The sequence below is a fragment of the Arthrobacter sp. D1-29 genome, from assembly GCF_054130585.1.
The window spans coordinates 4,634,958-4,661,478 of record NZ_CP096383.1 but is presented as its reverse complement, the minus strand read 5'-3'; the positions used below and the strand labels follow the sequence as shown (position 1 = coordinate 4,661,478).

Here is a 26,521-nt window from a genome sequence, read left to right as displayed (position 1 = left end):
CATTCGAGCCGTGGATAACCCGAATTGACGCCGAATGTGGACAGCCAAGGAGCTGGCCTGGAGTTTCCGGTTACGAACGTTTATCGGACGGTCGAGGCTGAGGCTTGTGCGATGACAGCCCCCACGGTGACGACGCCTTGGGCGAGGGCCAGCCATGGATGAACAGAGCCTAGAAACAGGGCGAGCAGGACCGGAACCATCGCCAGGACCGTGATGTCCGTACCCCGCAGGAGAGATGACATCTGGTCCCTTGGCACAGGCCCGAAAGGCGTTTCTACTGGCGGCCTCGTCCAGTCCGGCGCAGGACGTGTTGCTGCGCGAACCGCTCCTGCGCCCATTCCTGCACCAGCGAGCACCCCGAGAAAAATCAGTGAGGGAGGAGTGGGCCCGAGGGCTACGAAAGCTGTGGTCAGCACCCCCATCCACAGCGCCATGCTTAAAGCGGGCATGAGCAATCGGCTGCAGCGCACCAGCGCCGGGCTGACGGGCAGAAGCGAGTCGAGCGCGATGACGACGGCGGTCCGTCGAGTACTGTCCCTGTTCCCGCAGTCGTAAGGCAACCAGCAACGAGGATCACGCCTAGCTGGAGCAGCACGGGAAGGGCCGGAGTGATCAGGGCGACGCTTACGCAGATACCCAACGCCAGCAGCGGAACTGTGGGTGCGGGCTGCAGGCGTAGGAACGCCACGATATCGGCGCGCACCACGGCAGCGAAGGGCCAACGGGTAGGCCTCCCATAGAACCGTGATCCGCGCCTGCTGATGCCCGGGCGCGGTTCTGAAGTTAGGGCCCGGCGCAACTCGTTGACGTCGACAAAGAAGATGGACGCGGCGGCGTGGCCTGAAACAGCACCGCCACGCAACAGCTCGACACCACGCACATCACCCAGGCGGGGAAGCACATGCGCGACGAGAGCCACCGCTGCGACGAGCGCCAAAACGAGCGGCCATGTAGCAGGAGCCAGGAAAGGCAGGACGGCTACGGGGATGAAGCCGGCGAAGATCGCCACCCACTGGGCCCCGGACGATGTTGGAGTGCGTTGCAGGATCGCTGCGCTGGCAACAGCGAGTACGGCTCCGAGTCCAAAGGTTGCCGCTGAGCCGGCGTGCGCCCAGGCGGACCGGTCGATAGCAGTCAGCAGGCTGAAAGGCATGTAGGCGACCGAAGCCGCTGCGCCAGACGCCACGAGACGGGAACGAAAGGAAGGAAGGACCATCAGGCGCCGGTCAATCGGCAGCAGCAACCACCACGCGCCTTCCGCACGGCTGACCGTTACCGGTCCAAGCCGACGGGCTGTCAGTGCGATTGCGACTAGTGCCAGGTAGGTCAAAAACATCCACAGGAACTCCGCAGGCAACACCTGCCACCGTGCCGCCGTCAGGCTCAGCGCACCCAGGCTAAGCCCCGCAATTTCGTTGCGGAGCGCCACGATGAGTGACCCTGCAAGCATGAGGACGCAGCCTCCGGCCAAGGCGTACGAGTACACATCCACGAAGATGTCGCGGAGTGATGAACGGGCCCTGTTGTACCGCCGGGTCCTGGTCCGGGTGAAACGGACGACCTCTCTTACAAGGCGCGACGTGTCCCCATCGGACATGCCTGGTTCCGACAACGGCCGCATCGAGTCAGGCGCCAGCAATGATCTGCGCACCTCGTTCCGTATCAACTGTCTCGACAACCTCATCGATGACCAGACAGTCGGTTGCTGTCTGAACGAGCAATCGGGGGTCGTGCGTAACAAGCACTACGGTGGTGCCAGCATCGGCGAGCTGTTGAATGCGTTCGGCAAGCGCGTCCCTCATCACCGGATCCAGGCGCTGCTCCGGCTCATCGAGAATCAACAGAGATGACGGCCGGATGAAAGCAGCGGCCAGGAGCAATCGCCGGCGCTGGCCCGAGGACAGCGCGTCAGGAACCGCATGCGACCGCTCTGCGAGCCCGAAAAAGCTCAACTCAGCCTCGACCGCATCGTCAGGGGAGCGCAGCGAGTGACCCCGCGCCACCAACAGCAGATGCTCACGGACCGTCAACGAAGGGAAGAAGACATCTTCATCGAATACAGCCGCGACGTGACGCCGGAACCACACTGCGTCAGGCATCACCGGCAACCCATTCACACGCACGTCTCCGGCTAAGGGGTCCTGACGACCAGCCAAGGTGCGAACCACCGTGGACTTACCGGCACCATTGAAACCCACCACCGCCAGGACCTTCCCGGCAGCAACACCGAAGGAGACCTCTCCACATACCGGAGCCCCGGCATACCCCACCAACAATCGCTCCGCTTCAAGCACATCCCCCATCTTTCAACCCTATACGGGAGGCCCGCCTAGATGGTTCCGTCTGGAACTCCACCCTCGACGAGTAGACGTAGACGTACGTGCGCGTCCCTTAACCCTGGAGCACGCTGATGCCTGACGGCGCGTGCACGGCCTACTACGACGCCCGTCCAGGCGCCCGCCTAGACGCCCAGCGCTTCTTTGAGCGCAGCGACGTGGCCCTCGGCCTTGACCTGGTACTGGGTCAGCGTGACCTTGCCCTCGGGATCAAGGACAACCGTGGAGCGGACGATTCCTTCGGTGATTTCGCCGTTCACCAGCTTCTCACCCCATGCGCCGTAGGCCAGTGCCACCCGGTGATCCTCGTCCGAGAGCAGCGGGAAGGTCAGGCCAAAATCACCCGTGAAGTTGGCCAGCTTTTCCGGTGCATCGGGTGAGATGCCGATAACTTCATAACCGGAGCCCTGCAGGGAAGCCAGGTTGTCACGGAAGTCGCAGGCCTCAGTGGTGCAGCCGGGGGTGGCCGCCGCCGGGTAGAAGTAAACGATGACGTTTTTGCCGCGGTAGGCGGCCAGGGACGTGGTGTTGCCTTTGGCGTCCTTCAGGGAGAAATCAGGGGCCTGGGTTCCGGGCTGAAGCTTGGTGGTCAGTGTGGGGCTCATGGCAATCCTTCGCGAGACTCTGGCATTAGAGGCAAAACAACAAGTGAAGCGGCTTCCTGCTCTAGCAACAACTCCGGCGTCATATGCAGTATTCCGCCGGTCCGCGAATGGTGGCACACGGACCTTGGATAAACCTGTATCCGCGGCCCCGCACGGTGGTGACTGCATGGCCTGCATTTCCGAGCTTCCGCCGCAGCCTCCCCACATACACGTCAATGGCCCGGAGCGAAGCGCCGGGGGTATCAAAAGAGTCAAGGAACCGCTGAAGTTCTGTCCTGTCGATCGCGCGCGAACAGTTCTCCGCGAGGTAGCGGAGCAGCTGGAATTCGACGCCGGACAACGGAACCTCCCGGCCGTCCAGCAGGACCTGGCCGGCCGCCAGATCAACGGCCACCCGGCTGACAGGGCCGCGCGACGGCGGAAGCCGGGTGCCGCCGTCGGCCACCACAGTCATGCTGCCGCCCTCAGACCCCGCCGCGGCGGATGAGCTTGCCGATGGGGGTTTTGCCGTCCACCCGGTTCCCGCGCAGGAACGTCTGGCGGACCACACCGGAGAGCGCTTTGCCGTCGTACGGGGTGATGGGGTTTTTGTGCTTGAGCTTGGAGGCGTCCACCACGAACGCCTCGTCTGGGGCAAAAACCGCAAAGTCGGCGTCGTAGCCCAGCGCCAGCTGGCCCTTGGTGGAAAGCCGGGCCAGGGCGGCCGGCTTCGCGGCCATCCAGCTGACCACCTGCTCCAGCGGGATGCCACGGTGCCGGGCCTCGGTCCAAACTAGCGACAGGCCCAGCTGGAGCGAAGAAACGCCTCCCCAGGCGACGGCGAAGTCACCGTTCTCCAGGTCTTTCAGATCCAGTGTGGAGGGGGAGTGGTCCGAGACGATGCAGTCGATGGTGCCGTCCTGCAGGCCCTGCCACAGCAGCTCCCGGTTGGACGCTTCGCGGATGGGCGGGCAGCACTTGTAGGCGGTGGCCCCGTTGGGGATCTCCTCGGCCACCAGGGTGAGGTAGTGCGGGCACGTCTCCACGGTGAGTTTGACGCCGTCGCGCTTTGCGGTGGCGATCATGGGCAGCGCGTCCGACGACGACAGGTGCAGGATGTGCGCCCGCGCACCGGTCCAGCGGGCCCGTTCGATGACCTCGGCGATGGCTTTGTTCTCCGCGCCGCGGGGGCGGGAAGCCAGGAACGTTGAGTACTGGTCGCCGCCCGGGTGGGGAGCGTGGTCGATGGCGTGCGAATCCTCGGCATGGACGATCATGAGGGAATCGAAGGACTTCAGCTCGGCCATGTCCTCCTCCATCTCATCCGCCTCCAGGTGCGGGAACTCGTCCACGCCGGAGTGCAGGAGGAAGCATTTGAAGCCGAACACACCCTCATCGTGCAGGGGACGGAGATCGGCCTTGTTGCCTGGCACGGCACCGCCCCAGAACCCGACGTCCACGAAGGCCTGGTCCTCCGCGACTTCGCGCTTGAGCTTGAGGCCTGCCACCGTGGTGGTGGGCGGGATGGAGTTCAGCGGCATGTCGATGATGGTGGTAACGCCGCCGGCTGCCGCGGCGCGGGTGGCGGAAGCGAAGCCCTCCCACTCGGTGCGGCCGGGCTCGTTCACATGGACGTGGGTGTCCACCAGGCCCGGAAGCAGTGTTTCGTCGTCGGCAAGTTCGATGATCTCGGCGCCGGTCAGCCCGTTGCCCAGCGGCTCGATGGCAACGATCCTGCCGCCGCGGACGCCCACCTCACGGGCCGCGATGCCGGCGGTGGTGAGGATCCGCTGACCCCGGATGACGAGGTCAAAGCGCTCTTCAGACATGGAGGTCCTCCTTACTGCGTGCGGGCTCTGGCAGCCTGTTGGCCGCCAGCCGTCCGCCGATCTGCGTGCCCAGCTGCTCCAGCAGCCGTCCCGCCTCTGCTATGCACCTGTCTACATTGCTTTCAAGCCCAGTCAAAGCGTAAACATCCTGGAACCCGGCTTCCACCAGCTGTCCGGCGTCAAGCGTGGTACGCCCACACACGGCAATCACCGGCACGCCGGCTGCCGCAGCCGCCCTGGCCACGCCCAGAGGGGTTTTGCCCAGCAGGCTTTGTTCGTCCAGGCTGCCTTCCCCGGTGATCACCAGGTCCGCGCCCTCCAACCGCCGCGCCAGTTGCGTGAATTCAAGCACGACGTCGATGCCCGGGCGGCGGCTGGCGGCCAGGGCCGCTATTGCAGCGAAGCCCACCCCACCTGCCGCCCCGGCGCCCGGAGCCTCTGCGGCTTTGATGGCACGGATTCCGATTTCCCTGGCCAGGACTTCGACAAACCTGGCCAGGGCGGCGTCGAGGAGTTCGACATCTTGCGGTGTTGCGCCCTTTTGAGGCCCAAAAACTGCGGCGGCGCCCTGGGCGCCCAGCAGGGGATTGTCGACGTCGGAGGCCAGCACAAAGCGGGCGTCTACCAGGCGGGGTTCAAAGTGGGTGAAGTCGATGCTGTGCAGGTTGGCCAGCGCCGCTCCGCCCGGCGGCAGTTCGTTGTTCGTTGCGTCCAGCAACCTGGCGCCGAACCCCTGCAGGAGCCCCGCACCGCCGTCGGTATTCGCACTCCCCCCAACACCCAGGACGATGCGGCGGCAGCCGGCATCCAGCGCGGCGCGGATCAGCTGCCCGGTGCCCAGGCTGCTCGCGGTGGTGGCCGCTGTGGCGCCGGGCCGTCCGCCAACCAGCGCGCCGGCGGGGAGGAGGGCCAGGCCCGAGGCCGCCGCCATCTCAATGACTGCCTCGTGGCCGCGGACCGCGAAATCCGCCTCGACCGGCTGGCCGGTAGGCCCGCTGACCGTGGCGCTCCGGCGGGTGAAGCCGGAGCCGACGGCGGCGTCGAGGGTGCCCTCGCCGCCGTCGGCTACTGGAATCCGGAGAACCTCCAGCTTGCCGCCGGCAGCGCGCTGCAGCCCCTTTTCCAGGTGCCTGCACACGTCCGGTGCCGAGGCCGATCCCTTGAATTTATCCGGGGCAATGACGATCCGCATGGTTTAGGCCTGCAGGGCCAGGATGGCGGTGGGCGCGTCCGCGGCGGTCTCGGCCAGTTCCTCGAACTCGTTGATGGCGTTGATTTCCACACCCATTGAGATGTTGGTGACCTTTTCCAGGATCACCTCAACCACCACGGGAACCTGGAACTCACCCATCAGGGCCTTGGCCTTGTCGAACGCGGCGGCGAGGTCGTTGGGGTCCTCCACTCGGACGGCCTTGCAGCCCAGGCCCTCGGCCACCTTCAGGTGGTCCACGCCGTAGCCGCGGGTGGTTTCGGACAGGTCCGCGCTGTTGATGTTCTCGAACGCCAGTGACACGTTCTGCTCCATGCTGAAGCCGCGCTGGGACTGGCGGATCAGGCCCAGGTAGGAGTTGTTCACCACCACGTGGATGTACGGCAGGTTGAACTGCGCGCCCACGGCCAGTTCCTCGATCATGAACTGGAAATCGTAGTCACCGGAGAGGGCAACAACCGTCTCGTCAGGCTTGCCACGCACGACGCCGAGGGCTGCCGGAGCGGTCCAGCCCAGGGGCCCTGCCTGGCCGGCGTTGATCCACTTGCGCGGGCCGAACACGTGCAGCATCTGCGCGCCGGCGATTTGGGACAGCCCGATGGTGGACACGTAGATGGTGTCGCGGCCGAAGGACTTGTTCATCTCTTCATAAACGCGCTGCGGCTTGATGGGGATATTTTCGAAGTGGGTCTTGCGGTGCAGGGACGCCTTGCGCTCCTGGCATTCGGCAACCCAGGCACTGTAGTCCGGCAGGGACCCTGCCGCCTTGCGCTCGCGGGCGAGCTCAACCAGCCCGGCCAGCGCCGCACCGGCGTCGGACGCGATGCCCAGGTCCGGCGAGAACACCCGGCCGATCTGCGTGGGCTCGATGTCGATGTGCACGAACTTCCGGCCGGCAGTGTAGGTGTCCAGGCCGCCGGTGTGGCGGTTGGCCCAGCGGTTGCCGATGCCGATGACGAAGTCGCTGCGCAGGTAGTTCTCATTGCCGTAGCGGTGGCTCGTCTGCAGGCCCACCATGCCTGCCATGAGCTGGTGGTCGTCCGGAATGGTGCCCCAGCCCATCAGCGTGGGGATCACCGGAACATTCAGGATTTCGGCCAGTTCCACCAGCTGCGCGGACGCACCGGCGTTGATGATGCCACCGCCGGCCACGATCAGCGGCCGCTCGCCGGCAGTCAGCATGTCCAGGGCCTTTTCCAGCTGCTTGCGGGAGGCCTTGGGCTTTTCGACGGGCAGGGGCTCATAGGTGTCGATGTCGAATTCGATTTCGGCCAACTGCACGTCGATGGGCAGGTCCAGCAGCACGGGGCCGGGGCGGCCCGAGCGCATCAGCTGGAAGGCCTTCTGGAAGGCGCCGGGAACCTGGCCCGGCTCCAGCACGGTCATGGCCATCTTGGTGACGGGCTTGGCGATGGACTCGATGTCCACGGCCTGGAAGTCTTCCTTGTGCAGCTTGGCCACGGGGGCCTGGCCGGTGATGCAGAGCATGGGGATGGAATCGGCCCACGCAGCGTAGAGGCCGGTGATCATGTCGGTGCCTGCGGGGCCGGAGGTGCCGATGCAGATGCCGATGTTGCCGTCCTTGGCGCGGCTGAAGCCGTCGGCCATGTGGCTGGCGCCTTCAACGTGGCGGGCCAGCGTGTGCCGGATTCCGCCGTGGGCGCGCATGGCGGAATAGAAGGGGTTGATGGCGGCGCCTGGCAGGCCGAACGCCTCGATGGCGCCTTCCTTTTCCAGGATGGCCACCGCTGCATCAACGGTACGCATCTTGCTCATGGTGTGCTCCTACTTAAGTCTGTTGTGTCCCCGGCGGTTGAGCTGTCCGGGCTGTTTTTGGGTGTGCTGAAGCGAGTTTTTGTCCAGATACGGCGAGATAAAGGGCGTTTTGGTCGCCGTATCTGGACAAAAACTCTTAGGGGGGAGGGAAAGGGCGGGGTTAGCTGCGGCCGCTGAGCTGGAGGACCTGCTTGAAGAGTCCGGAGTGGTCCAGTGCGCCGTCGCCCTGGTTGACGGTGGCGGCCACGAGCTGTGCGACGACGGCGCCGAGGGGGACGGCGACGTTGGCTTCGCGGGCGGCTGAGGTGACGATGCCCAAGTCCTTGTGGTGCAGGGCCAGGCGGAAGCCGGGGTCGAAGTTGCGGTCCAGCATCTTCTGGCCCTTCTGGTCCAGGACCTTGGAGCCGGCCAGGCCGCCGCCGAGGACCTTGAGCGCGGCGTCGGTGTCCACGCCGTAGGCCTCGAGGAAGGCGATGGCTTCGGCGAGGACTTCGATGTTGACGGCGACGATGAGCTGGTTGGCTGCCTTGACGGTCTGGCCGGAGCCGGAGGGTCCGACGTGGACGATGGTTTTGCCGACGGCGTTCAGGACGTCCGAGGCTGCGTCGAAGTCTGCCTTCTCGCCGCCGACCATGATGGAGAGGGCGGCGTTGATGGCGCCCTGTTCGCCGCCACTGACCGGTGCGTCGAGCGGGCGGATGCCGGCTTCGCGGGCTTCGTCGGAGAGGCGCTTGGCGACGTCGGGGCGGATGCTGGACGCGTCAATCCAGAGTGCGCCCTGCTTCGCGTTGGCGAAGACGCCTTCGTCGCCGCTGACCACACCCTCAACATCGGGGGAGTCAGGCACCATGGTGATGACGACGTCGGCATCCTTGACCGCATCCGCGATGCCGGCGGCGCCCTTGCCGCCTTCGGAGACGAGCTTGTCGATCCTGTCCTGGCTGCGGTTGAAGCCGGTGACTGTGTGGCCGGCCTTGACCAGGTTGATGGCCATGGGCAGGCCCATGATTCCGAGTCCGATAACTGCAACGTTGCTCATGATGGTTCTCTTTCTGAAGTCTGTGGGTGGCTTACCCAACTAGGTCGCGCTATCTGTCGTTATGAGGACTCTAAACGACACTTAGCGCTACTTAGTTGGGATTACTTGGAGACGCGCTGCCGGATGGCCCAGTTGAAGGCTGTTTCCTGCGGTTCCTTGTATTCAAGGCCGATGTAGCCGGTGTAGCCGAGTGCGCGGCTGCGGGCGATCCACTCGCCGAGGGGAAGCTCACCGGTTCCGGGAGCCCCGCGGCCGGGGTTGTCGGCGATTTGGATGTGGCCGAAGTCCTTGGCGTGGTTTTCGATGACGGATTCCACGTCGTCGCCGTTGACTGCCAGGTGGTAGAAGTCGGCGAGGAGTTTGACGTTGGTTGCGCCGGATTCGGCCTTGACGCGGGCGATAACCCTGAGCGCGTCTTCAGCCGTGAGGAGGGGATACCTGGGTGCGCCGCTCACCGGTTCCAGGAGGACCGTGCCGCCGATGCGCGCCACGCCGGCTGCTGCCGCCGCGAGGTTTTCTGCGCCGGTGGCGTCCTGCTTCTCGGGCGATTCGCCGTCGATCCTGTTGCCGTAGAGGGCGTTGAAGGCCTTGCAGCCGAGCCGCTCGCCGATGCCGGCCACAACGTCGATGTTGTCCAGGAATTCGGCGGACCGTGCAGGCCAGGAAACGAGGCCCCGGTCACCGCCCGGCATGTTGCCGGCGTTGAAATTCAGTCCGGTGAGCTGGACGCCAGCGTCCTTGATGGCGTTCTCAAACCCGTTTACCTGGGCGTCTGTGGGGACGGACGTGTCGAATGGCCACCAGAACTCGATGGCGTCAAAGCCGGCTGCCTTGGCGGCGGCGGGCCGCTCGAGCAGGGGCAGCTCCGTCAGCATGATGGAGCAGTTCACTGTGTACGTCATGGGGTGGTCCTTCCGGGTGGGCTTTTCTCCAGATCCCTCAGCTTTGGCGTCCATCGCTTTCCGCTTTGTGGAATTTAGATTCTGCTCTATGAAAAGTGTAGGGAAGGTAGGGGTAGGCAGTCAAGAGGGCAGGGGGCGGCGCGTGATCATTCAGGGAGGTGCTTACTCCTCAAGAAGAAGTGGCGGCGCCCGGCAGCGGGTCGCGAACTGGCCGAAGAGGCTTAGGTGGAAGGTGCCTGCCGGCTCGGCCTCACATGCAACAGGGCAGACCGAAGAGCAGGCTAAACCCTCGCTATCCGGTCTATATCTTCAAAGAAGTCCTTGGCCACCGCTTCAGTGACGGTGGCACGGGTTCCGTCGATGGCCTGAAGGTAGGCCTCCGTCGTCAATGCCGGTTCTCCAGAAATCGTCGCGGCCTGCACTGCCTGCTCAAGTGCCTGCTGGGATGCTTTTCTGGCTGCGAACTCGATGTCCGCAGGGGAGAAGCGCTCGCTCGCCTGAGCCAGCGCTTCGAGATTGATCCGGGGCGAGATTGCGGGAGGGATGTAGCGCTTCCAGATGGCTATCCGCGCCGTGAGATCGGGCGGACCAATGGGAATCACATAATCGAAGCGGCCATGCCGCAGGAACGCCTTGTCCAGCGACCGGATAAAGTTCGTCGCGCAGATCAGTATCCTGCCTTCCTTCTCCCGGAAGGCCGGAATGATTTTCAGCAGTTCATTGGTGACTCCCTGCAGCGATGATGCGTCACCTTTACGGGTGGAGGCTATCTCCTCGACCTCGTCTATGAACACCACCGCGTGCTCAAGCTCGCCAATGTCCTGGAATACTTTACGCAAGGCCCCGGCGAGGCCCTGCGGGTCGGAGGCAAGCCGAGAGGGGAACACCTCCACGAAGGGCCAGTCAAGGCGTGATGCGACGGCCTTTGCAAATGTCGTTTTTCCTGTGCCGGGAGGGCCGAAAAGGACCACGGAACGCGGCGGAATGACGCCCAGGGACTTGGCGAGTTCAGTCCGCGCCAATGGCAGGATCAACCGCTGTTCGATCAGGTCCTTCTCACGCTGCATGCCGGCCAGGGCATTCCATAGTCCGTGCGGGAGGAGTCGTCCTCCCAGCTGACCCAAGGGTTTGATTTCCCGAGGCTGAAGGGGAATGGTCCTCTCAAAATAATGCAGGTCCTCCTCTACCCTGTATTCGCTGTTCCGGAAGGCCTCGATCCGGGTCTCCGAGGCCGGGAGAAGCGCCGAGATCCTTCGAATCCGCTGGCTGGTAAGCCTGCCTTCAATTCCTGCGAGGAGTGCACTGCCCAGTCCCTGCTGCCGCCAGTCCGCGGCTTGGGCGAGCATGACCATCCATGCCCGGTCGTCCTGTATTTTGCAGGCTGCCGCCCCTACAACCCTCCCTTCGGTCACGGCTACAGCAGCAACCCCATTTGAGCAGGCATCGATAATCTCCGCCAGGGTGTAGACCGGATGCACCCCCTCGATCCTGGACTCCTGCCAGACGCCGATGAGCTGGTCCAGATCGTCAGGATGGAAATCGCGGATGTGCCAGGGCTGCATGGCTGCCGTGGTTTTGGCTGCCCAGGTCATATCCGTCGTGGGAGTCAATGGTGCGTCGCATTCTCTCGGAGGGAAAGGGGGCGGGCGGCGCGAACCTGCCTCACGCCGTCGTGGTCTGTTCAGTATGGAACCTCCAGAACATAAGCAAAAGCAATGAAAGCTAACGCGTAAGGATTAGAAAAGCTGACGAGATGCTCAGTCTGCAGCAAGCCGGCATTTCTGCGAAACAGGGCCTTCCTGCCGTGAACGTCTGGTGGGACGATGCCAGTATGAGCGAGAAACAGCACCAGAATCCGCCGGAACCCAGCCACCATGTGGAGGGCTACGCCGGTACACCAAACACCCAGCAAATGCGCACCGTGGGCCAGCGCCGACGGGACGCAGAAGAGAAACTGGAGCACCATTTAGAGGAAGCACGGCACAAGGATCCCCATCACCACCACGGCACTCCCAAGGAGGAAGGCACCAAGAAGGAAACCGAGAACACCAAACAGGAGCAGGCTGACGCCGTCGAAAGTCCCGACGTCGCCGCTATTCAAAACGACGAGGACCTAACGGCAGCGGACCGCGTTGATCTGATCGCCAACCAGGTTGTTCCGGAAGCCGGGGAGAGTGATAAACCCGACGCAGCGGGCAAACCCTGACCCACGGCAGGACGAGGCAGAAAGAGAAAAACGGCCATGGATCGCGCTCGCGTGCGGTGGTACCTTGGCTCTCATAATTACGCTCCCTAACGGCGATCTACAGGAGGGCCGCGTCATGACGGAATCCAATGTTGGGCCGGGTTTGGATGTCGTCGACATCCTCACTGCCGACCACCAGGAAATGGTTGAGCTGTTCAGCCAAATTGGGGGCACCCCGGACGCCGAGCGGCGCAAGGACTTGGCAGACACCCTGATCGCTGAAGTGATGCGCCATGCGGTCGCAGAGGAGATGTACGTCTACCCAGCGATGGAGAAGCACATTCCGAACGGCGCTGAGGAGGTGGAGCACGATAAAAAGGAACATGACGAGATCGTTCAGCTGATGAAGCGGATAGAAGGCGTCGATCCTTCTGAGCCGACTTTCATGGAGCTGGTTGGGCAACTTGAGGCACAGTTGCGCCACCACGCGAACGATGAAGAATCCGAACAGTTCCCGAAACTCCGGACTCATATTCCTGCCGAGAAACTCGTCGAATTGGGCGAGAAGGTGCAGAAGGCCAAGAAACTGGCACCCACCAGGCCGCACCCCAGCGCACCCCACTCTGAGCTTTTCCACAAGACCGTCGGACCGGGTGTGGGCATGGTCGACCGGCTTTTGGACAAGCTCACAGGAAGACATACCGGCTAGCGTGCAGGCCGTGGTCCCCAGCGATGCAAACGGTCGTGGGGCACTTTGGAGGCGTCGTCGTAAATCACGACGGCGGCCGGCGTGTCCGTGTTGAAGTGCCCCGTTTCGGGGCGGCTGGACCAAAAAATTGCGGACGCAGCGCGAGTCGTGGTCAGCGGATGCGCGCCGGTAGCGTACAGTTGATGCCGTAGCCCGGAACGTCCCCCAATGTTCCGGGCTACACCTTTGTCCCGGTCAGCCCTTCGAAACGGCTTCCAGCAGCGACTTCGCTTCCCCAGGACCCGGAAGCCCGTTGGTGTCGCCCACCGAGGCAATAACACCCGCCGCGAACTGTGAGCCAAGTATTGCCGCCCCAGCCGGCGGGATCCCCGCGAGCCGGGCGCCCAGATACCCGCCCAAGAATGCATCGCCGGCGCCGATGGGGTCCACTACCTGGGACGCGAGGGCCGGCTGGTGGACAGGCTTGCCGTCGTCGCCCTGGAACCAGCAGCCACGCTCAGCGCCCTTCAGGACCGTCTCCTTGACGCCCGCCTCAGCGGCGGCGGAGAAAACAGCATCAGGCGACGTTGTTCCAAACAGTTCCGGCGATTCGTCGTCACCCAGGACCAGGAGGTCAACGAGGGGAAGCACGTCACGGATGGTGGCGATGACCTCTGCCATGCTGCCCAGGGTGGGACGAAGATTGACATCAACCACCACCGCACTGCCGCGGCTGGCAGCATCCGAGGAAATTCTCTTGATCAGGTCCCGCAGCCCCGGACCGAGCGCCGCCGTCAGCCCTGACAGCAGCACAGCGCGGGGCGCCTGGTCCGCCACCAGCCGGTCCGCGTCTGAGCCGTCCATCGCCGAGGCGGCCGATCCCCGGCGGTAGTAGAACACCCGGCGGCTTCCATCGCTGGGTGTCTCCCTGAGGAAGATCCCGGTGGGGCGGGCGGGATCCACGCGGACAAACTGGGTTTCAACGCCAAGCTCCATCATTGTTTGCCAAACCCGCTGCCCCGGCGCGTCGTCGCCAAGGCTGGTGAGCAGCGCCGCTCGTCCGCCCAGTCGCGCCACGGCCGCGCAGGCGTTGAATTCTGCGCCCGCCACGTTCACCTCGAGGTGGGGTGCTTCCTTAATGCTCGACGGCGGCGGGGCCTGCAGGAGCATCATCGCTTCACCCACTCCCACAACGTCGAGCAGCCCGCCCAGCGGCCGGATCGCCGGTGACCACGCCACCTCAGGCTCCGGTTCCTGCGCCACGTCCCGCCTGGCCAGGCGCCTGCCATGCCTGGACGAATGCGGCGGCCCGCTGGGCCAGGGAGGCCCAATCACCGGTGGCGGCGGTCTTTTCCTCCACAATGGCGCTGCCGACGCCGACTCCGACGCAGCCCAGGAGGGCGTAGTTCCTGCTCTGCTCGGCATCGACGCCGCCAGTGGGAACCAGCGGGATGTCCGGCATGGGTCCCTGCAGGGCACGAATGTAGGCAGGACCACCCAGCGCATCAATGGGAAATACCTTCACCGCTGTGGCGCCCTGCTGCCAGGCCGAGTCTATTTCGGTAGGGGTCATGGCGCCGCAGACCACCGGGGTTTGTGCTTCCCGGGCTGCCTGCAGCACTGGAGGCATCGTCGTCGGAGTGACAAGGAAACGGGCACCGGCTTCGATGGCCTGCCGGGCGTCCGATTCCGTCCGGACGCTGCCAACGCCGATATTGCCTGCCCGGGCCCGGCTCCAGCGAGCCACTGTCTCCAGGCAGCCGGGAGTACCGAGGGTGACCTCAATGCTTTGGATGCCTGCGCCGGTTAGGGCCTCGAGGATTTCGTCCCCGGCGGCAATGTTGCGGAGGCGGACGATCGCGATAACCCCAAGATCAGAGGGTGTAATCATTCTCAATCTCCTGTATCTCCTATTGCTCCTGTGCTGACACGGCGGAGAGGTGGAGGGCTTCGTAGCTGTTCGTATCCTGGACCAGGAGCGCAAACACGTCGTCGTGCAACTCTGTCTCCACCCAGTTGAGTCTCTGCCGCTCACTGCTGAAGCTGATATCCATGCGCAGGTGTTGAAGATCGCCTGAGTCAGCGCGGTCTGTCTCCCTGAGCAGGACGCATTCGAGGAATCCGTCCTGAGCAGAGATGGCGGGAAAGAAGGACTCGTCGAATCGGCGAATCACTTCACTGGTTCTGTCCGGCGCGACAACCATCGAGACGCTGACGCGCACCATCACGTTCGTCATTGCAGTTTGAAAAAGTCGGAGGCGGTGCCCCACATGACTGCTTCCAGATCGCGTGGGGACAGTCCAAGGGCAAGGAACTTTTCGGTTTCAGGCCTGACGTTGAAGGGCAGGTCCGCGCCGAACATCACGCGGTTCGCCCCCAGAGCCTCAATCATGGCGCCGATTTCGGGAGTCTTGCACCAGGACGGTTCGAGGTAGACGTTGGGGCAGACGCGGGCCACTGCGATGGCGTTACCGGCGAACGTGGACATGCCGGCGTGGGCCAGGAGGATGGAAACGTCGGGGAACTCCTGGGCCGGGCCGAGGACGGCGGTAGGGTCCGCAAACGGGACTCCGTCTCCCGTGTGCACCATAACCGGAATACCCAACTCCTGGGCGACTGTGAATACCTTGTGCCCGTCCTTGCTGCCTGGATGGACAGCGTGCCCGATCGAGTGGAGCTTAACCCCGACAAAACCAAAGTCTTGGACGCAGCGGCGGATCTCGTTGCGGTAGGCGTCGTCGGGGATGTGCGGATTGATGCTCGCGATGCCCCAGATCTTGAACGGAGCCGTCCTGGCCAGGTCCGCGATCGCGTCGTGCTGCAGGGGAGCGTCAGCAGCTCCCGGAAATGGCTGAACGATGCAGCCCTCCAGCGGTGTGTCGTCTATGGCTGCCGCCAATTGGCTTTTCGTAACCTCCAAATCGAAGACGTTGCAGGGACCAAGGTGCTGGTGGACATCAATATGTTTCATTTGTTTCCCTCCTTCCGGGACTTCGGGCGGTGACATTGCGCTGCAGCCATCCCGTGGGGAACTGCAGCTGGCCGCCTGCCGTGACGTGCTCCAGCGCCTCCACCCCGAGCGTGACAACCGCCGGGTTGAAGGCGAGCGCGCCCAAAGCAAGGGTGGCCCCTTCGCTGTCGATAACGCGGGTGTACATCACCAGCACGGCGCTTCCGATTTTGAGGCCCAGTTGCCTGGCCACGTCTTCGGACGCTTCCTCCGCGGTGATGGCGCTGGTGACACTGTCGATCTGCACATGGTGTACCGCCTCCAGGAAGGGAACGATGTCACCGCGCAGTTTCTCCACGTGAAGCGGGCTGCCCTGGATGGTTGCCGGAAGCAGGTGATAAAGGAGTGCTGCCGGAACTCCGCCCAGGGAATAGCACCTGATGCTTCGGAAGCCCGAGTTCGACATATTGTCCTTGTCGAACTTGTCTTTATCGAACAGCCTGACAATGTCCTCCTCAAGCTCCATATGAGTCACGGAAAACTCAAGGAGCTTGTGATCAACACCGGACTCGCGGAGGAAGTCCGCGAAGGAGCCGATGATATTCGCGGGGTACCGGATGGCTGGCCGAACCAACGGCGTCAAAGTGGTACCCCTTCCCCGTCTGCGTTGCACTCTTCCGGCAGCTTCCAGCCGGCCAAGCGCCTCTCGAACAGTTGCCCTCGAAACCCCAAATTTCTGACTAAGTTCTGTCTCAGGTGGTAGCCGGTCCACGTCCTGGCTGCTGAGCTCCAAAATGAGCCTCTCCAGCTGTTCGAACGCGTGGTCTGCCCTGCTAACGTCACCCATCGATCTCCTTCCAGATGCCGGCCGTGGAACATCCAGTGCCCACGAACACCATATTCATCAGAGGCGCGGATCAGAAGCGAAGCGCGTACCGGTAATGGATGGGGCGGGTGAGTTGCCTGAACAGGATGTCCGCCGTCAGGCCCATGACACCCAGGGCCAGGATGCCGGCGAACACAATGTCAGTGCGGGCGAATAGCCGCGAGTTGTAGATCAAGAACCCGATGCCGGTTTCTGCTGCCACAAGTTCGGCTGCAACCACGGTCATAAACGCGATGCCCATGGCTGTGCGGAGGCCGGTGACGATTTCCGGCACTGCCGCCGGCATTACCACAGTGGTAATTACTTGCCTCCTGCTGGCCCCGAGGCATTGCGCTGCATGGATCTTCTCCTTATCAACACCCTGCACCCCCGCCACTGCGCTGAGGAAGACGATGAAGAAGGAGGCATAGACAATGAGTGCAACCTTGGAGGTCTCGCCGATGCCCAGCCAGATCAAAGCCAGGCTCAGAAAGGCGATGGGTGGAACAAACCGGAAGAAGTTCAGGAAGGGTTCCAACGCCACGCGCAGCAACGTCACCCGCCCTGCCAGCAGTCCCAGCGGGATGGCCAGGGCGGCACCGATAGCCCACCCGGACAGCACCCGGCCGTACGAGGCAGAAACATGCTGGAGCATTTCACCGGAGCCGATCAGTTCCACCGTGGCTGCTCCCACCCGCAACGGGCTGGGCAGAAACAGCGGATTCACCACCAGCGACAGCAGATGCCACAGGACGATGGCAGCTGCCACCACGGCGGTATAGGTAATCCAGGGGCGCGCTTCAAGTTTTCCCCTTTCCTCCGCCGGCGGATGTGTCACATGGACGTCAGTTATTGCCATCGTCGTGTTCCTTTCCGTGCTGGAGTTCCGCCGTCAATGACGAGGCCAGGTCCACGAATTCCGAATCAGTCCGATTCCTCACCCGCGGCAGATCAATCTCGAAGACATTCTTAATCCCTGCAGCCGGCCCGGCAGTCATCACCGCCACGCGGTCTGCCAGGTAGACAGATTCTGAAACGTCGTGCGTGACGAAGACAACCGTCTTTGACTTCCGTTGCCAGACGTCAACCAACTCGTCCTGGAGCCTCATCCGCGTTTGGGCGTCGAGTGCTCCGTAGGGCTCATCCATCAGCATGACGTCCGGGTCATTGGCCAGGACCCTGGCAATCTGGACGCGTTGCTTCATGCCGCCGGACAGTTCCCGTGGCAGCTTGTGGCGATGCTGGTCCAGGCCCACCAGGGTCAGGGCATCATCGACTGCAGCGAGCCGGCGGTCCTTATCCACGCCACGGACTTTGAGCCCGTATTCGACGTTGTGTTCCACGGTCAGCCAGGGAAACAGCGCGATCTCGTTCTGGAAGACCACGCCCCTGTCTGCACCAGGCCGAACGATCTGATGCCCATTGATCAGAATGGCCCCGGCACTCGGCTTTTCGAAGCCGGCCATCATGTGCAGCAGGGTGGACTTCCCGCATCCACTGGGCCCCAGGATGCACATAAACTCTCCCGGGCGTACAGCGAGGTCAACATCCCGGACCGCCGTGTACCCGGCGGTGCTCCGGGTGGGGGGAAAGTGCTTGGTGACCTTCTGCAGCTCAATTCCCGTTGCGGTCTTGGTGCCGCTTTCTGCGCGCTTCATCATTCCTTCACCTGCTCCGGTGCAACTTCCTTCAGATGATCCGTCACGAAGACCTGGTTCAGGTCAGGCATCTTTTCCAGCTTGCCGTTCTGCATCATCCAGTTAGCGATCTTTTCCATGCTCTGGCGGGTCTCGGCGTCATAGTGCACGTTGTAGTCGAACTTTGCGTCCTCCAGGAATGAAGTGACCGTTGCCTTGTCGGACTTGGTCCACTTGGCGCCGATCTCGGCTGCCTTGTCCCGGTTTGCCTTGATGAAATCATTTGCTTCGATCAGGGCAGCCAGTGCCTTCTTCACGCCGTCAGGGTTTTGGTTCACCCAGTCCTTGTTCATCTGGAGCAAAATCCGCGTGGTGTAGACCTCTTCCGTGCCGGGCTCAAGGACATGGACATTCTCCAGGGAGTTCAACGCACGGGAGATAACAGGCTCGACATTCAGGAAACCGTCGATGTCGCCACGGGCCATCACGGCCACCTGCTCAGCCGCGTCAACATTCACGAACTCCACTTCTTCCTTGGGGATGTTGAAATGGTTCAGATACTCCTGGAAGGAGTATTCGAAGGCCGAACCGCCGATCAGGCCAATCTTCTTGCCACGCAGGTCTTCCGGCTTCTGGATGGAATCCTTGACCACAATGCGCTGGTCCTCAGCGGTGGCCACCACTGCTGGCACAACCAGCCCGGCACCCTGGCCAAGGAGGCCAAGGAGGGGGAACTCCACGGAGCCTGCGGTTTGTGCTTCGCCGGCGAGGACCGCTTCGGTTCCCAGGAATCCGACGTCGAAGACCCTCACGGTTGATTCGATCCCGTGCTTGTCGAAGATGCCCTCATCCTCGGCCACGAAGACGTTGAGCCAGGACAGGTTTCCGGCCCCCGTGAAGGTCATGGGGATCTTGGCGTCCTGGCCTTGCTGGGGCGTGTCTCCTGCGCAGCCAGTGGTGACGAACGCTAATGCGAGACACAGCAGTCCAATGAGTCCGGAACGTCCGGAACTGAGAACTTTCACGATGCTCCTTCTTTCTTGAGGGGTGGTGTGACCGCGCCTGGCGTGAATTCGTGGCCGCCTGCCTGTTCTTCCAGGAGGCTGTCCAGGCGCACCGGCGTTCCGCCGGCATCGATGGAGGCCTGTGCTGCCTCCATTACTGCGGTGGCTTCAAAGGGGTAGGCATAGGGGAGAGGGGGCCGCCCTTCGGCGGCTCCACGCAGGAACCTGGCGAGTGTCTCCACCATTCCTGCTTCTTTTTGTCCCTCACCTATGTCGGCTTCGAGGTACCCCTTCGAGCCGTAGAGCACCACGTGTCGCGTGGCTGCTACTCCTTGCAGCGCATTCACCACGAGCATTCGCCCGTCCTGGTAGGTCACGACGATGATGCGTGCCGCCGATGAGTGTTGCGCCTGGACCGATATGGCGCCGGTGCCCAGGATTGCCTGCCCGGTCTCCACCATGTGGGTCGTATAAAAATAGGGGTTGTCCAGGTACGGACCGCTGGCAACACAGGTCTTGATATCCCCCAGATCGGGGGCCTGGTTGATCAGCTCGAGGACGGCGGGCGACCATTTCCACGGCGATGATGAAAAGAGGACAGAGCCACTCGCCTCGGCCAGGCTGAGGAGTTCTTGGGCGTCCCTGGTACTTTCCGTAAAGGGCTTGTCCACGAACACGGGCAACCCGGCCTCCACAAAGGGGCGGGCCAGTGCTGCATGGTCTTTGCCATCCCAGGTGCAGATCAGGACCCCGTCAACCCGGCCGAGCATCTCCTCCGGCCGCGCTGCGACGTGCTCTACGCCCGTTTCCGCGGCCCATTGTCTGACCAATGTTTGGTCCTGGCCCCACCACGAGGTGACCCTGACATCCCGGAAAGCGCTGTCTGCCAGGATGTCGTCCGCTGAGGGCAGGACAGGATCCCAGGCCCCCGGACACCGGAACTGAGGCGAGGGCATGCCTCCGACCGCGGCGGAATGGTCCACCTTGGCCTTGGGAAAGGCGGGCCCAGGGCCCGCGTTGATGATGGATGTGTACTCCAGCGCGTGGAGCAGATCCGAACCGATCATTCCAAGCTGCACTGCGACCCCCTGTGGTCACACTGTCGTGCTTTCGTGCACCGGCGGCTGCTTCACCGTTTTCATTGGTCAGACTAATATGTCCAAAAACAAGCTGTCAAGAGGACTTTGGGTCGGACTAACTCTTTTTTTCTAGTCCGGCCTGAGGTACGGTTATCGACATCTTCTGAAAGGTGGACAGCGGAAAGGCGGAGGCTATGGCAGCCAACGAACAACCGGTACGCGTCGCCCTGATAGGGGCGGGCGACATTGCTGAAGTGGCGCATCTGCCCGCTTGGGCGGTCGCTGCGGGCGCCCGGGTTGAGGTGCTGGTGGACCCCAACCAGGAACGGGCCCAACAGCTCGCGGACAAGTTCGGGATCCCCAGATGCGTCACGGATCTGGACGAACTCCTCAGATCGGGCGATGTTGACGCAGTGGATATCTGCACCCCGCCGCACCTGCACGCACCCATGGTTCTCCAGGCGCTGAATGCCGGCGTCCACGTTCTGGTTGAGAAGCCGATGGCAACAAACCTGCAGGACGCAGAAGCCATAGCCCGGGCGGCAGAGGCCAGCGGCAAAACAGTCATGGTCGCAGAGAACTGGCTCTTTTCCAGCGCGCGCCGGGAGGCTGAGGAGCTCATTCGCAAGCACGCCCTCGGTCAGCCGTTCCTGATCAAGGCCAGGCACGAAAGCTCACTCTACGTCTCATCAACAGGCGGTGCTCCGGCTTGGACGTTTTCACCGGATACTGCAGGAGGCGGGTATCTTATGCAGGCCGGAATCCACACCGTGGCACTGACCGAGGCCATGGTGGGACCCTTTGAGGAAGTTTCTGCCTTTACCAGTGCGGAAGCCGGTGCGCCCGAGGGGTCACTGGAAACTACTGCGGTGGTCACGTCGCGGTTCACCTCAGGGGCCCTCGGATCATTCGTTTTCACTGCACGTTCCAGGCATCTTGGACCGCGGCGGCTGGGACTCGAGCTGTTCTTCGACAGGGGTTCACTGGAACTGGATGTGTGGACCGGCCGGATCATTTACACGGTCGACGGGCGGCAGACCACAGTCCAGGACGAGAACAGTTCCATGGGGTTTGCCGAGGAGGTCAGCCACTTTGTCCATTGCATCAGAACCGGAGCCGAGCCGGAGGCCACTCCCACCCGGCTGCTCAGCAGCCTGAAGACCATTCTTGCCGCTTACGAGTCCGCCAGGTCCGGCTGCTCCAAACGGCCGTCGGACATGACCTCCATGCAGGTCGGGGCGAAGGGCGGGCCCGAAAATGACCACTAGCCATCAACCGGAATCGCATGAACCGGAATCGCTCCTCGAGGAATACCTCCAGGGCGGGCAGCTCGCCCGCGCCTGGCTTACCGAACCCCCGTCAGAAGACAAGGGACTGGAGCGGGTACGGCTACGCTGCTGGCTGAGCGGGACGGGTACTCCGGCGGTGGTGGATGGCCGCTACGGCCCCTCCACCGTGCTGGCCATCGGCGACGACGTCGTCATGGTGGATACCGGCAACGGCTGCGTCTACCAGCTCTTCCACCTCGGCTGGCGTCCCGAGGATGTCACCCACGTGCTCATCACCCATAACCACCTGGACCACAATGCTGATCTGGGCTTCCTCATCCTGGCGCCATGGATTCACGGGACCCAAAAGAAGCCGCCCACTGTCATCGGTCCTCCCGGCACCCTCGAATACGTCAACCGGGTCTTTGCGGCCCATGACTACGACATCCGGGCCAGGCTCCGGCATGGCTATGACCCTGCCCTCCTGAGCGTTCCTGTGGTGGAGGTCAAAGACGGGCTCATACTGAACTTTTCCGGATGGCAGGTGTCTGCGGTGGAGGTGGAGCATTCTCCTGTCGAGGATGCGTTCGGATACGTATTCAGGACCGCCGCCCACTCTGTAGCCATATCCGGTGACACAAGGCCCTCCGACAAGCTGATTGCAGCGGCCCAGGGTGCAGACGTGCTCATTCATGAAGCACTCTTCCCGGGGTACGGCATACCGGATTACCACACCTCGGTCCATGACGTGGGCCGGGTGGCAACAGCCGCCAATGTCTCCCGGCTGGTCCTGACCCACCTCATCCCTGGCCATTTGCCGGAAGAAAAATGGAAGGAAATTGTCCAGCAGAGTTTCCACGGCGACCTCACTGTGGGAACCGATCTGCTGCAGGTCTGCGACCTGTCCTAGCCTTACGGAAGGCCCATTGACTTCAGGGGCCGGATGGATACGGTGGTAGATACATCTTCACCACTTAACGTCCGTGTGGTTCCGCGTCCACGGGACCACAACAGCGGGCTCGCCCCGCAGTGCTTTGCGTCAGCATAGTGCTGTGCGTCGGCGGCCCGCGCCCTTCCCTGGTCTCGCCCCTGGGTATCCCGAACCCTCATTCATAGGCAGCGTCTCAAAAATGGCCGCAAATTTTGTTAGAGCTTTGGCAGTGAAATCCTTTGATGTCCCGGACAAGAAGCGGTGTCCAGACAAGGCTGAGTTCGATCTGGTCACCGTGGACGACTATTCGGTGGCCCGGCTGATCCTGGCTCCGGGCTGGCGCTGGTCCACGTCCGTCAAACCCACCGAGATGACTGAGTTCTGCGAGCATAACCACCTCGGATACTGCGTCTCGGGCTCACTGGAAATTGAAACGTCAGACGGCGTCCGCTCCACCATTCATGCGAACGATACGTATGCCCTTCCACCGGGCCACGACGAATGGGTTGTGGGCAGCGAACCTTTTGTCGCCGTCGAATTCCTGGGTGCCGCCTCATTCGGCAGGCCCCGGAGCCGCGGTCTGCACGCCCTGACCTAAGGCCAACCCAAAATTCCGTTTTACGGTTAAACATTTCCGCATAGCGGATGTAGCTTTCCGGAAACACTTGCTCTCTAGCGTTGCTGGTGACCGTCCGGCGCACACAGTGCCGTCCCCTCAGCGATAGGCAGCACATGATTCCCGTCCCCGCGCCAAGCAAAGTCCCACTGCCGATTGACACAGGTACAGCCGGCAGGAAACCGCTGTACAAGTCCCTTTTCGCGCAGATTCTGGTGGCCGTTGTTGCCGGCATCCTGATCGGACATTTCTGGCCGGACCTCGGGTCCGGCCTGCGGCCGCTGGGAGACGGGTTCATCCAGCTGATCAAGATGATCATCGCGCCGCTGATCTTCCTGGTGATCGTGACAGGCATAGCGGCCGTGGGAGACGTAAAGGCCGTGGGGCGCGTAGGCGTGAAGGCGCTCATCTACTTCACGGCGGCCACCCTGTTCGCGCTGGTGTTCGGACTTGTGGTGGGCAACATCGTGCAGCCGGGCGCGGGCCTGAACATCGATCCGGCGTCGCTCTCCCAGGACGCCCTCAATGCCAAGACCGCCACCGCGCCGCCCAAGGACGCCGGCCAGTTCCTGCTGGGCATCATCCCCACCAGTGTGGTGGGAGCGTTCGCCTCCAACACCCTGCTGCAGGTGCTTTGCTTCTCCGTTTTCTTCGGTGCCGCAATCGTTGTGATGGGCCGCGAGCGCTGCCTGCCGGTGGTCATCCTCCTGGAAACCGTCCTTGAACTGTTTTTCAAGATCATGACCTGGGTCATGCGGGTTGCCCCCATCGGCGCATTCGGGGCGATGGCCTTCATCATCGGCCAGTACGGCCTGGGCTCGCTCGGCACCTACGCACTCCTGATCGCGGCCTGCTACGGTGCTGCGATCGTGTTCATTGGGCTGCTCTTCATTGTGGCGTGGGTGTATCCGCGGGTGCCGCTGTGGCAGTTCATCAAGTACTCCCGCGAAGAATTCCTGCTGGCCCTGGGGACCGCTTCAACGGAGTCAGTCCTGCCACGCATTATGACCAAACTGACCAACGCGGGCTGCTCCCGGGCCACCACCGGGCTGGTGGTCCCCACCGGATACTCGTTCAACCTGGACGGCGCCGCCCTCTACCTGTCCATTTCGCTGCTCTTCCTGGCCCAGGCCTTTGGGCACCAGCTGGACCTCGGCCAGCAGCTGGTGGCTTTGGGCATCCTGATGCTGACGTCCAAGGGCATGGCAGGGGTCCCCGGCTCTGCCTTCCTGGCACTTTCCGCCACCGCCGGGGCATTGGGCATTTTCCCGGTGGCCGGTGTTGCCCTGCTGCTCGGCGCCGACCGCCTCATGGACTCCATGCGCGTCTCCGTCAACCTGCTGGGCAACTGCGTGGCCACGTTCGTCGTGGCCAAATGGGAGGGGCAGTTCGACCGCGAGGCCATGCTCCGGGCCTTCCGGGGAGAGCTCCCGGCGGAGGAACTGGCGGCCGACGCCGCTGACCCGGCACCCGCCGTCGGCTCTTCAGTAATGCCCGATGCAGCACCGCACGCGGTAACGGAAAATGCGGAAACGCACGACGGCGGGCCCTCCGCAGCGCCCGACAGTGCTGTTCCCGTTCCGGCGCGCTAGTTGCCGCCGTACTAACTAGCGGGGCTGAGGTGAGGCACTAAGGGCGCAGAGGCCATTGGCGATACCCGCCAGCCGGGCAACCAGCTCGGCTGGCGGGACGCCGGCGTTAACTTCCAGGAAGTCCGCATATTCGGGCAGCGAGCGGTAGGCGTCCCGGAAGGCCACCAAATCTGCCAGCGACTCCACATCGGTGCCGCGGGCCACGATCCGCTGGTGCGCCAGTTCGGGTTCGATGTCCAGGTGGATCACCGCATCGGGTGCTGGGAGGGCAGACAGCAGCCAGGGGAGCAGGCGGCCACGCCGCAGGTCCTTGGTTTCCCTCAGTGCCAGCTGGCAGTACAGGTGGCGGTCCATCACCACCAGTCCGTCAAACCTGCTGGCCCTGGCATGGGAGACCAGCACATTCACTACGCGGAAGGTCGTTTCGACGGCGTCGGCCAGCCGTGTGGGAAGCCGGAGGCCCAGCTTGGCGCTGAGCACGGACATGCTCCGCCGCCCGGCGTGGTTGCTCAGCAGCCGTGCATTCCTGCCCTGGGCACGGGCAGCGGACACCAGGGCGCCGGCGGCCGTTGATTTTCCCGAACCGTCGATTCCCGTCAGAACAATAAGCATCTGGCCTCCCTTCGCCACCGGTTAAACGGCGGGCGTTGCCGGATTGTGCCGCGATCTGCCTCCTTGAGGCGGACCTCACACCTTACCTGTAGCGCGGCAGAACGTAGGCTGGAATCCTCCCGGGAACCTCCGGGGCTGACAAAGCGCAGTTTTCCCAGGTGAAAGGCAGTCATGACCACTTCAAGCGAAGAGCCGCAGAACTCCGCAGACCTCCGCGGCCCCGGCGATCCGGACCACGCAGCGGAGCCGAAGGCCGAACAGCAGCCCAAGCCGGACGCGGGCACGGCAACAAACATCCGCGAGGAGCAGCAGACGCAGGCGCCAGGGACCGTGCCGGCGTCGTACGTGGGCAGCGGCGGCCAGGCTGGCCAAACTGCAGAACCAAAACCGGAAGCGGCTGCGGACGAATCGGGAATGTGGGACGACCAGGCCTAATTGTTCCCGTCCATCCCGCCCCACAAGAGGAGCCCCTTGATCACCCGCAACGACGTGGACCAGGCGGCAGCCAGAATCGCTGGACTGACCCGGCAAACGCCCATCCTGAAAGCCGATTCAGGCACCTATCCCGGACCAGTCTGGTTCAAATGTGAATTTATGCAGCATACCGGGACGTTCAAGGCACGTGGGGCGCTCAACCGCATCCTGGCCACCAAGGAGCGCGGGGAGCTCAAGCCCGATGTGGGCGTGGTGGTGGCTTCCGGCGGAAACGCCGGCCTCGCCAACGCCTATGCCGCTGCCCAGTTGGGAGTCCCCGCCACGGTCTTCGTGCCTGAAACCGCCCCTGCCGTCAAAGTGCGGAAACTCGAAGCAACCGGTGCCACTGTCATCCAGGCCGGTGCCGAGTACGCCGTGGCCTATGAAGCCGCTGTCACGCATGCCGCAGAAACTGGAGCGGTGTACTGCCATGCCTACGACCAGCCGGAGATCGTTGCCGGCGCGGGGACAGTGGGATCGGAACTCCTTGAACAGCTCGACGGCGTGGACACAGTCCTGGTGGCGGTGGGCGGCGGCGGTTTGATGGCCGGGATAGCTGCCGCCGTCGAAGGCCGCGCCAGGGTGGTTGCAGTGGAACCGGAAACCGCGCCCACCCTGCACTCCGCGCTCGCCGCCGGGGCGCCGGTGGACGTTGCGGTGTCCGGCATCGCCGCCGACTCCCTGGGCGCGCGGCGAATTGGCGAGATCGCTTTTACGGTGGCGGCGCGCACCGTCGTCGAAAGCGTTTTGGTGTCCGACGCCGATATCATCGCCGCCCGCCGGGAGCTGTGGAGCCAGTACCGCCTGGCAGTGGAGCACGGTGCTGCCGCGGCTTTTGCCGCCCTGCACTCGGGCGCCTACGTGCCCGGCTCAAGAGAGCGGGTGGTAGTGGTCCTCTGCGGGGCCAACACCGATCCCGCCACGCTGTGAGCCGGAGCTGACCC

General features: G+C 63.4%; 29 protein-coding genes and 2 pseudogenes. 8 read left to right on the top strand and 23 right to left on the bottom strand.

Features of this window, described 5'->3' with window-relative positions; genetic code table 11:
- Nucleotides 1–80 precede the first annotated feature (80 nt).
- From M1E17_RS21190 to M1E17_RS21135, 12 genes and pseudogenes are all read right to left on the bottom strand, one after another.
- Complete coding sequence (locus M1E17_RS21190) at nucleotides 81–242, bottom strand: hypothetical protein (protein ID WP_457967969.1); 162 nt, start codon at nucleotides 240–242, stop codon at nucleotides 81–83.
- Nucleotides 243–341: 99 nt separating this feature from the next.
- Nucleotides 342–449 (bottom strand): annotated as a pseudogene (locus M1E17_RS21185) (hypothetical protein); the annotation flags it as partial.
- A complete protein-coding gene (locus tag M1E17_RS21180) occupies nucleotides 437–1,597 on the bottom strand; it encodes a DUF6297 family protein (RefSeq protein ID WP_457963948.1) in 1,161 nt (386 codons plus the stop codon). The gene M1E17_RS21180 and the pseudogene M1E17_RS21185, both read right to left, overlap by 13 nt.
- Before the next feature lie 28 nt (nucleotides 1,598–1,625).
- Nucleotides 1,626–2,303 (bottom strand): ABC transporter ATP-binding protein, encoded by a 678-nt coding sequence (locus M1E17_RS21175; protein WP_457963946.1) that lies wholly within the window; start codon nucleotides 2,301–2,303, stop codon nucleotides 1,626–1,628.
- Nucleotides 2,304–2,461: 158 nt separating this feature from the next.
- The gene (bcp, locus tag M1E17_RS21170) at nucleotides 2,462–2,941 is read right to left on the bottom strand and encodes a thioredoxin-dependent thiol peroxidase (RefSeq protein ID WP_457963945.1); all 480 of its coding nucleotides are present in this window, start codon (nucleotides 2,939–2,941) and stop codon (nucleotides 2,462–2,464) included.
- A gap of 79 nt (nucleotides 2,942–3,020) precedes the next feature.
- The gene (locus M1E17_RS21165; RefSeq protein WP_457963943.1) at nucleotides 3,021–3,395 is read right to left on the bottom strand and encodes a winged helix-turn-helix domain-containing protein; all 375 of its coding nucleotides are present in this window, start codon (nucleotides 3,393–3,395) and stop codon (nucleotides 3,021–3,023) included.
- A 10-nt stretch (nucleotides 3,396–3,405) separates the two neighbouring features.
- Complete coding sequence (gene allB / locus M1E17_RS21160; RefSeq protein WP_457963941.1) at nucleotides 3,406–4,749, bottom strand: allantoinase AllB; 1,344 nt, start codon at nucleotides 4,747–4,749, stop codon at nucleotides 3,406–3,408.
- Entirely contained in the window at nucleotides 4,742–5,941 is a 1,200-nt protein-coding gene (locus M1E17_RS21155; RefSeq protein ID WP_457963939.1) for a glycerate kinase, read from the bottom strand. The genes allB and M1E17_RS21155 overlap by 8 nt, the downstream gene beginning before the upstream one ends.
- Before the next feature lie 3 nt (nucleotides 5,942–5,944).
- Complete coding sequence (gcl, locus tag M1E17_RS21150; protein WP_457963938.1) at nucleotides 5,945–7,735, bottom strand: glyoxylate carboligase; 1,791 nt, start codon at nucleotides 7,733–7,735, stop codon at nucleotides 5,945–5,947.
- Between the two features lie 160 nt (nucleotides 7,736–7,895).
- On the bottom strand, nucleotides 7,896–8,774 hold the full coding sequence (locus M1E17_RS21145; protein ID WP_457963936.1) for a 2-hydroxy-3-oxopropionate reductase: 879 nt from the start codon (nucleotides 8,772–8,774) through the stop codon (nucleotides 7,896–7,898).
- Between the two features lie 101 nt (nucleotides 8,775–8,875).
- Nucleotides 8,876–9,676, bottom strand: coding sequence for a hydroxypyruvate isomerase family protein (locus M1E17_RS21140; RefSeq protein WP_457963935.1), 801 nt, complete (start codon nucleotides 9,674–9,676; stop codon nucleotides 8,876–8,878).
- Between the two features lie 281 nt (nucleotides 9,677–9,957).
- A complete protein-coding gene (locus tag M1E17_RS21135; protein ID WP_457967875.1) occupies nucleotides 9,958–11,238 on the bottom strand; it encodes an ATP-binding protein in 1,281 nt (426 codons plus the stop codon).
- Nucleotides 11,239–11,507: 269 nt separating this feature from the next.
- Between M1E17_RS21135 and M1E17_RS21130 the strand changes: the two genes are divergently transcribed.
- Nucleotides 11,508–11,882 (top strand): hypothetical protein, encoded by a 375-nt coding sequence (locus M1E17_RS21130; RefSeq protein ID WP_457963934.1) that lies wholly within the window; start codon nucleotides 11,508–11,510, stop codon nucleotides 11,880–11,882.
- A gap of 115 nt (nucleotides 11,883–11,997) precedes the next feature.
- On the top strand, nucleotides 11,998–12,570 hold the full coding sequence (locus M1E17_RS21125; RefSeq protein WP_457963933.1) for a hemerythrin domain-containing protein: 573 nt from the start codon (nucleotides 11,998–12,000) through the stop codon (nucleotides 12,568–12,570).
- Nucleotides 12,571–12,804: 234 nt separating this feature from the next.
- On the opposite strand, the gene M1E17_RS21120 is transcribed toward M1E17_RS21125, so the two are convergent.
- The 10 genes and pseudogenes from M1E17_RS21120 to M1E17_RS21075 form a co-directional block, all read right to left on the bottom strand.
- A complete protein-coding gene (locus M1E17_RS21120) occupies nucleotides 12,805–13,812 on the bottom strand; it encodes a sugar kinase (protein ID WP_457963932.1) in 1,008 nt (335 codons plus the stop codon).
- Entirely contained in the window at nucleotides 13,790–14,440 is a 651-nt protein-coding gene (locus tag M1E17_RS21115; protein WP_457963930.1) for a bifunctional 4-hydroxy-2-oxoglutarate aldolase/2-dehydro-3-deoxy-phosphogluconate aldolase, read from the bottom strand. The genes M1E17_RS21120 and M1E17_RS21115 overlap by 23 nt, the downstream gene beginning before the upstream one ends.
- A 19-nt stretch (nucleotides 14,441–14,459) precedes the next feature.
- Nucleotides 14,460–14,786, bottom strand: a complete 327-nt coding sequence (locus M1E17_RS21110) for a hypothetical protein (protein ID WP_457963928.1) — start codon at nucleotides 14,784–14,786, stop codon at nucleotides 14,460–14,462.
- Entirely contained in the window at nucleotides 14,783–15,520 is a 738-nt protein-coding gene (locus tag M1E17_RS21105) for an amidohydrolase family protein (RefSeq protein ID WP_457963926.1), read from the bottom strand. Before M1E17_RS21105 ends, M1E17_RS21110 begins: the two co-directional genes overlap by 4 nt.
- The gene (locus M1E17_RS21100; RefSeq protein WP_457967873.1) at nucleotides 15,507–16,142 is read right to left on the bottom strand and encodes a UTRA domain-containing protein; all 636 of its coding nucleotides are present in this window, start codon (nucleotides 16,140–16,142) and stop codon (nucleotides 15,507–15,509) included. The genes M1E17_RS21105 and M1E17_RS21100 overlap by 14 nt, the downstream gene beginning before the upstream one ends.
- Before the next feature lie 60 nt (nucleotides 16,143–16,202).
- Nucleotides 16,203–16,346, bottom strand: a pseudogene (locus tag M1E17_RS21095) (GntR family transcriptional regulator); the annotation flags it as partial.
- A 70-nt stretch (nucleotides 16,347–16,416) separates the two neighbouring features.
- Nucleotides 16,417–17,223 (bottom strand): ABC transporter permease, encoded by an 807-nt coding sequence (locus tag M1E17_RS21090; protein WP_457963924.1) that lies wholly within the window; start codon nucleotides 17,221–17,223, stop codon nucleotides 16,417–16,419.
- The gene (locus tag M1E17_RS21085; protein ID WP_457963922.1) at nucleotides 17,210–18,025 is read right to left on the bottom strand and encodes an ABC transporter ATP-binding protein; all 816 of its coding nucleotides are present in this window, start codon (nucleotides 18,023–18,025) and stop codon (nucleotides 17,210–17,212) included. The genes M1E17_RS21090 and M1E17_RS21085 overlap by 14 nt, the downstream gene beginning before the upstream one ends.
- Nucleotides 18,022–19,026, bottom strand: a complete 1,005-nt coding sequence (locus M1E17_RS21080) for an ABC transporter substrate-binding protein (RefSeq protein ID WP_457963921.1) — start codon at nucleotides 19,024–19,026, stop codon at nucleotides 18,022–18,024. The genes M1E17_RS21085 and M1E17_RS21080 overlap by 4 nt, the downstream gene beginning before the upstream one ends.
- Nucleotides 19,023–20,084, bottom strand: coding sequence for a Gfo/Idh/MocA family protein (locus tag M1E17_RS21075; protein ID WP_457963920.1), 1,062 nt, complete (start codon nucleotides 20,082–20,084; stop codon nucleotides 19,023–19,025). The genes M1E17_RS21080 and M1E17_RS21075 overlap by 4 nt, the downstream gene beginning before the upstream one ends.
- Nucleotides 20,085–20,278: 194 nt before the next feature.
- On the opposite strand from M1E17_RS21075, the gene M1E17_RS21070 reads away from it, so the two are divergent.
- From M1E17_RS21070 to M1E17_RS21055, 4 genes are all read left to right on the top strand, one after another.
- On the top strand, nucleotides 20,279–21,352 hold the full coding sequence (locus M1E17_RS21070; protein ID WP_457963918.1) for a Gfo/Idh/MocA family protein: 1,074 nt from the start codon (nucleotides 20,279–20,281) through the stop codon (nucleotides 21,350–21,352).
- Entirely contained in the window at nucleotides 21,342–22,262 is a 921-nt protein-coding gene (locus M1E17_RS21065) for an MBL fold metallo-hydrolase (RefSeq protein WP_457963916.1), read from the top strand. Before M1E17_RS21070 ends, M1E17_RS21065 begins: the two co-directional genes overlap by 11 nt.
- Before the next feature lie 250 nt (nucleotides 22,263–22,512).
- Entirely contained in the window at nucleotides 22,513–22,881 is a 369-nt protein-coding gene (locus tag M1E17_RS21060) for a cupin domain-containing protein (protein ID WP_457963914.1), read from the top strand.
- Between the two features lie 134 nt (nucleotides 22,882–23,015).
- Complete coding sequence (locus M1E17_RS21055; protein ID WP_457963912.1) at nucleotides 23,016–24,491, top strand: cation:dicarboxylate symporter family transporter; 1,476 nt, start codon at nucleotides 23,016–23,018, stop codon at nucleotides 24,489–24,491.
- A gap of 15 nt (nucleotides 24,492–24,506) precedes the next feature.
- Here M1E17_RS21055 and M1E17_RS21050 read toward each other — a convergent pair whose 3' ends face one another.
- Nucleotides 24,507–25,103: a thymidylate kinase gene (locus tag M1E17_RS21050; RefSeq protein ID WP_457963910.1), complete on the bottom strand. Its 597-nt coding sequence runs from the start codon at nucleotides 25,101–25,103 to the stop codon at nucleotides 24,507–24,509.
- A gap of 171 nt (nucleotides 25,104–25,274) precedes the next feature.
- Here M1E17_RS21050 and M1E17_RS21045 point away from each other — a divergent pair, with 171 nt between their 5' ends.
- Together M1E17_RS21045 and M1E17_RS21040 are read left to right on the top strand one after the other, a co-directional pair.
- A complete protein-coding gene (locus M1E17_RS21045) occupies nucleotides 25,275–25,538 on the top strand; it encodes a hypothetical protein (protein WP_457963908.1) in 264 nt (87 codons plus the stop codon).
- Nucleotides 25,539–25,574: 36 nt separating this feature from the next.
- Nucleotides 25,575–26,507 (top strand): threonine/serine dehydratase, encoded by a 933-nt coding sequence (locus M1E17_RS21040; RefSeq protein ID WP_457963907.1) that lies wholly within the window; start codon nucleotides 25,575–25,577, stop codon nucleotides 26,505–26,507.
- Nucleotides 26,508–26,521: the final 14 nt, after the last annotated feature.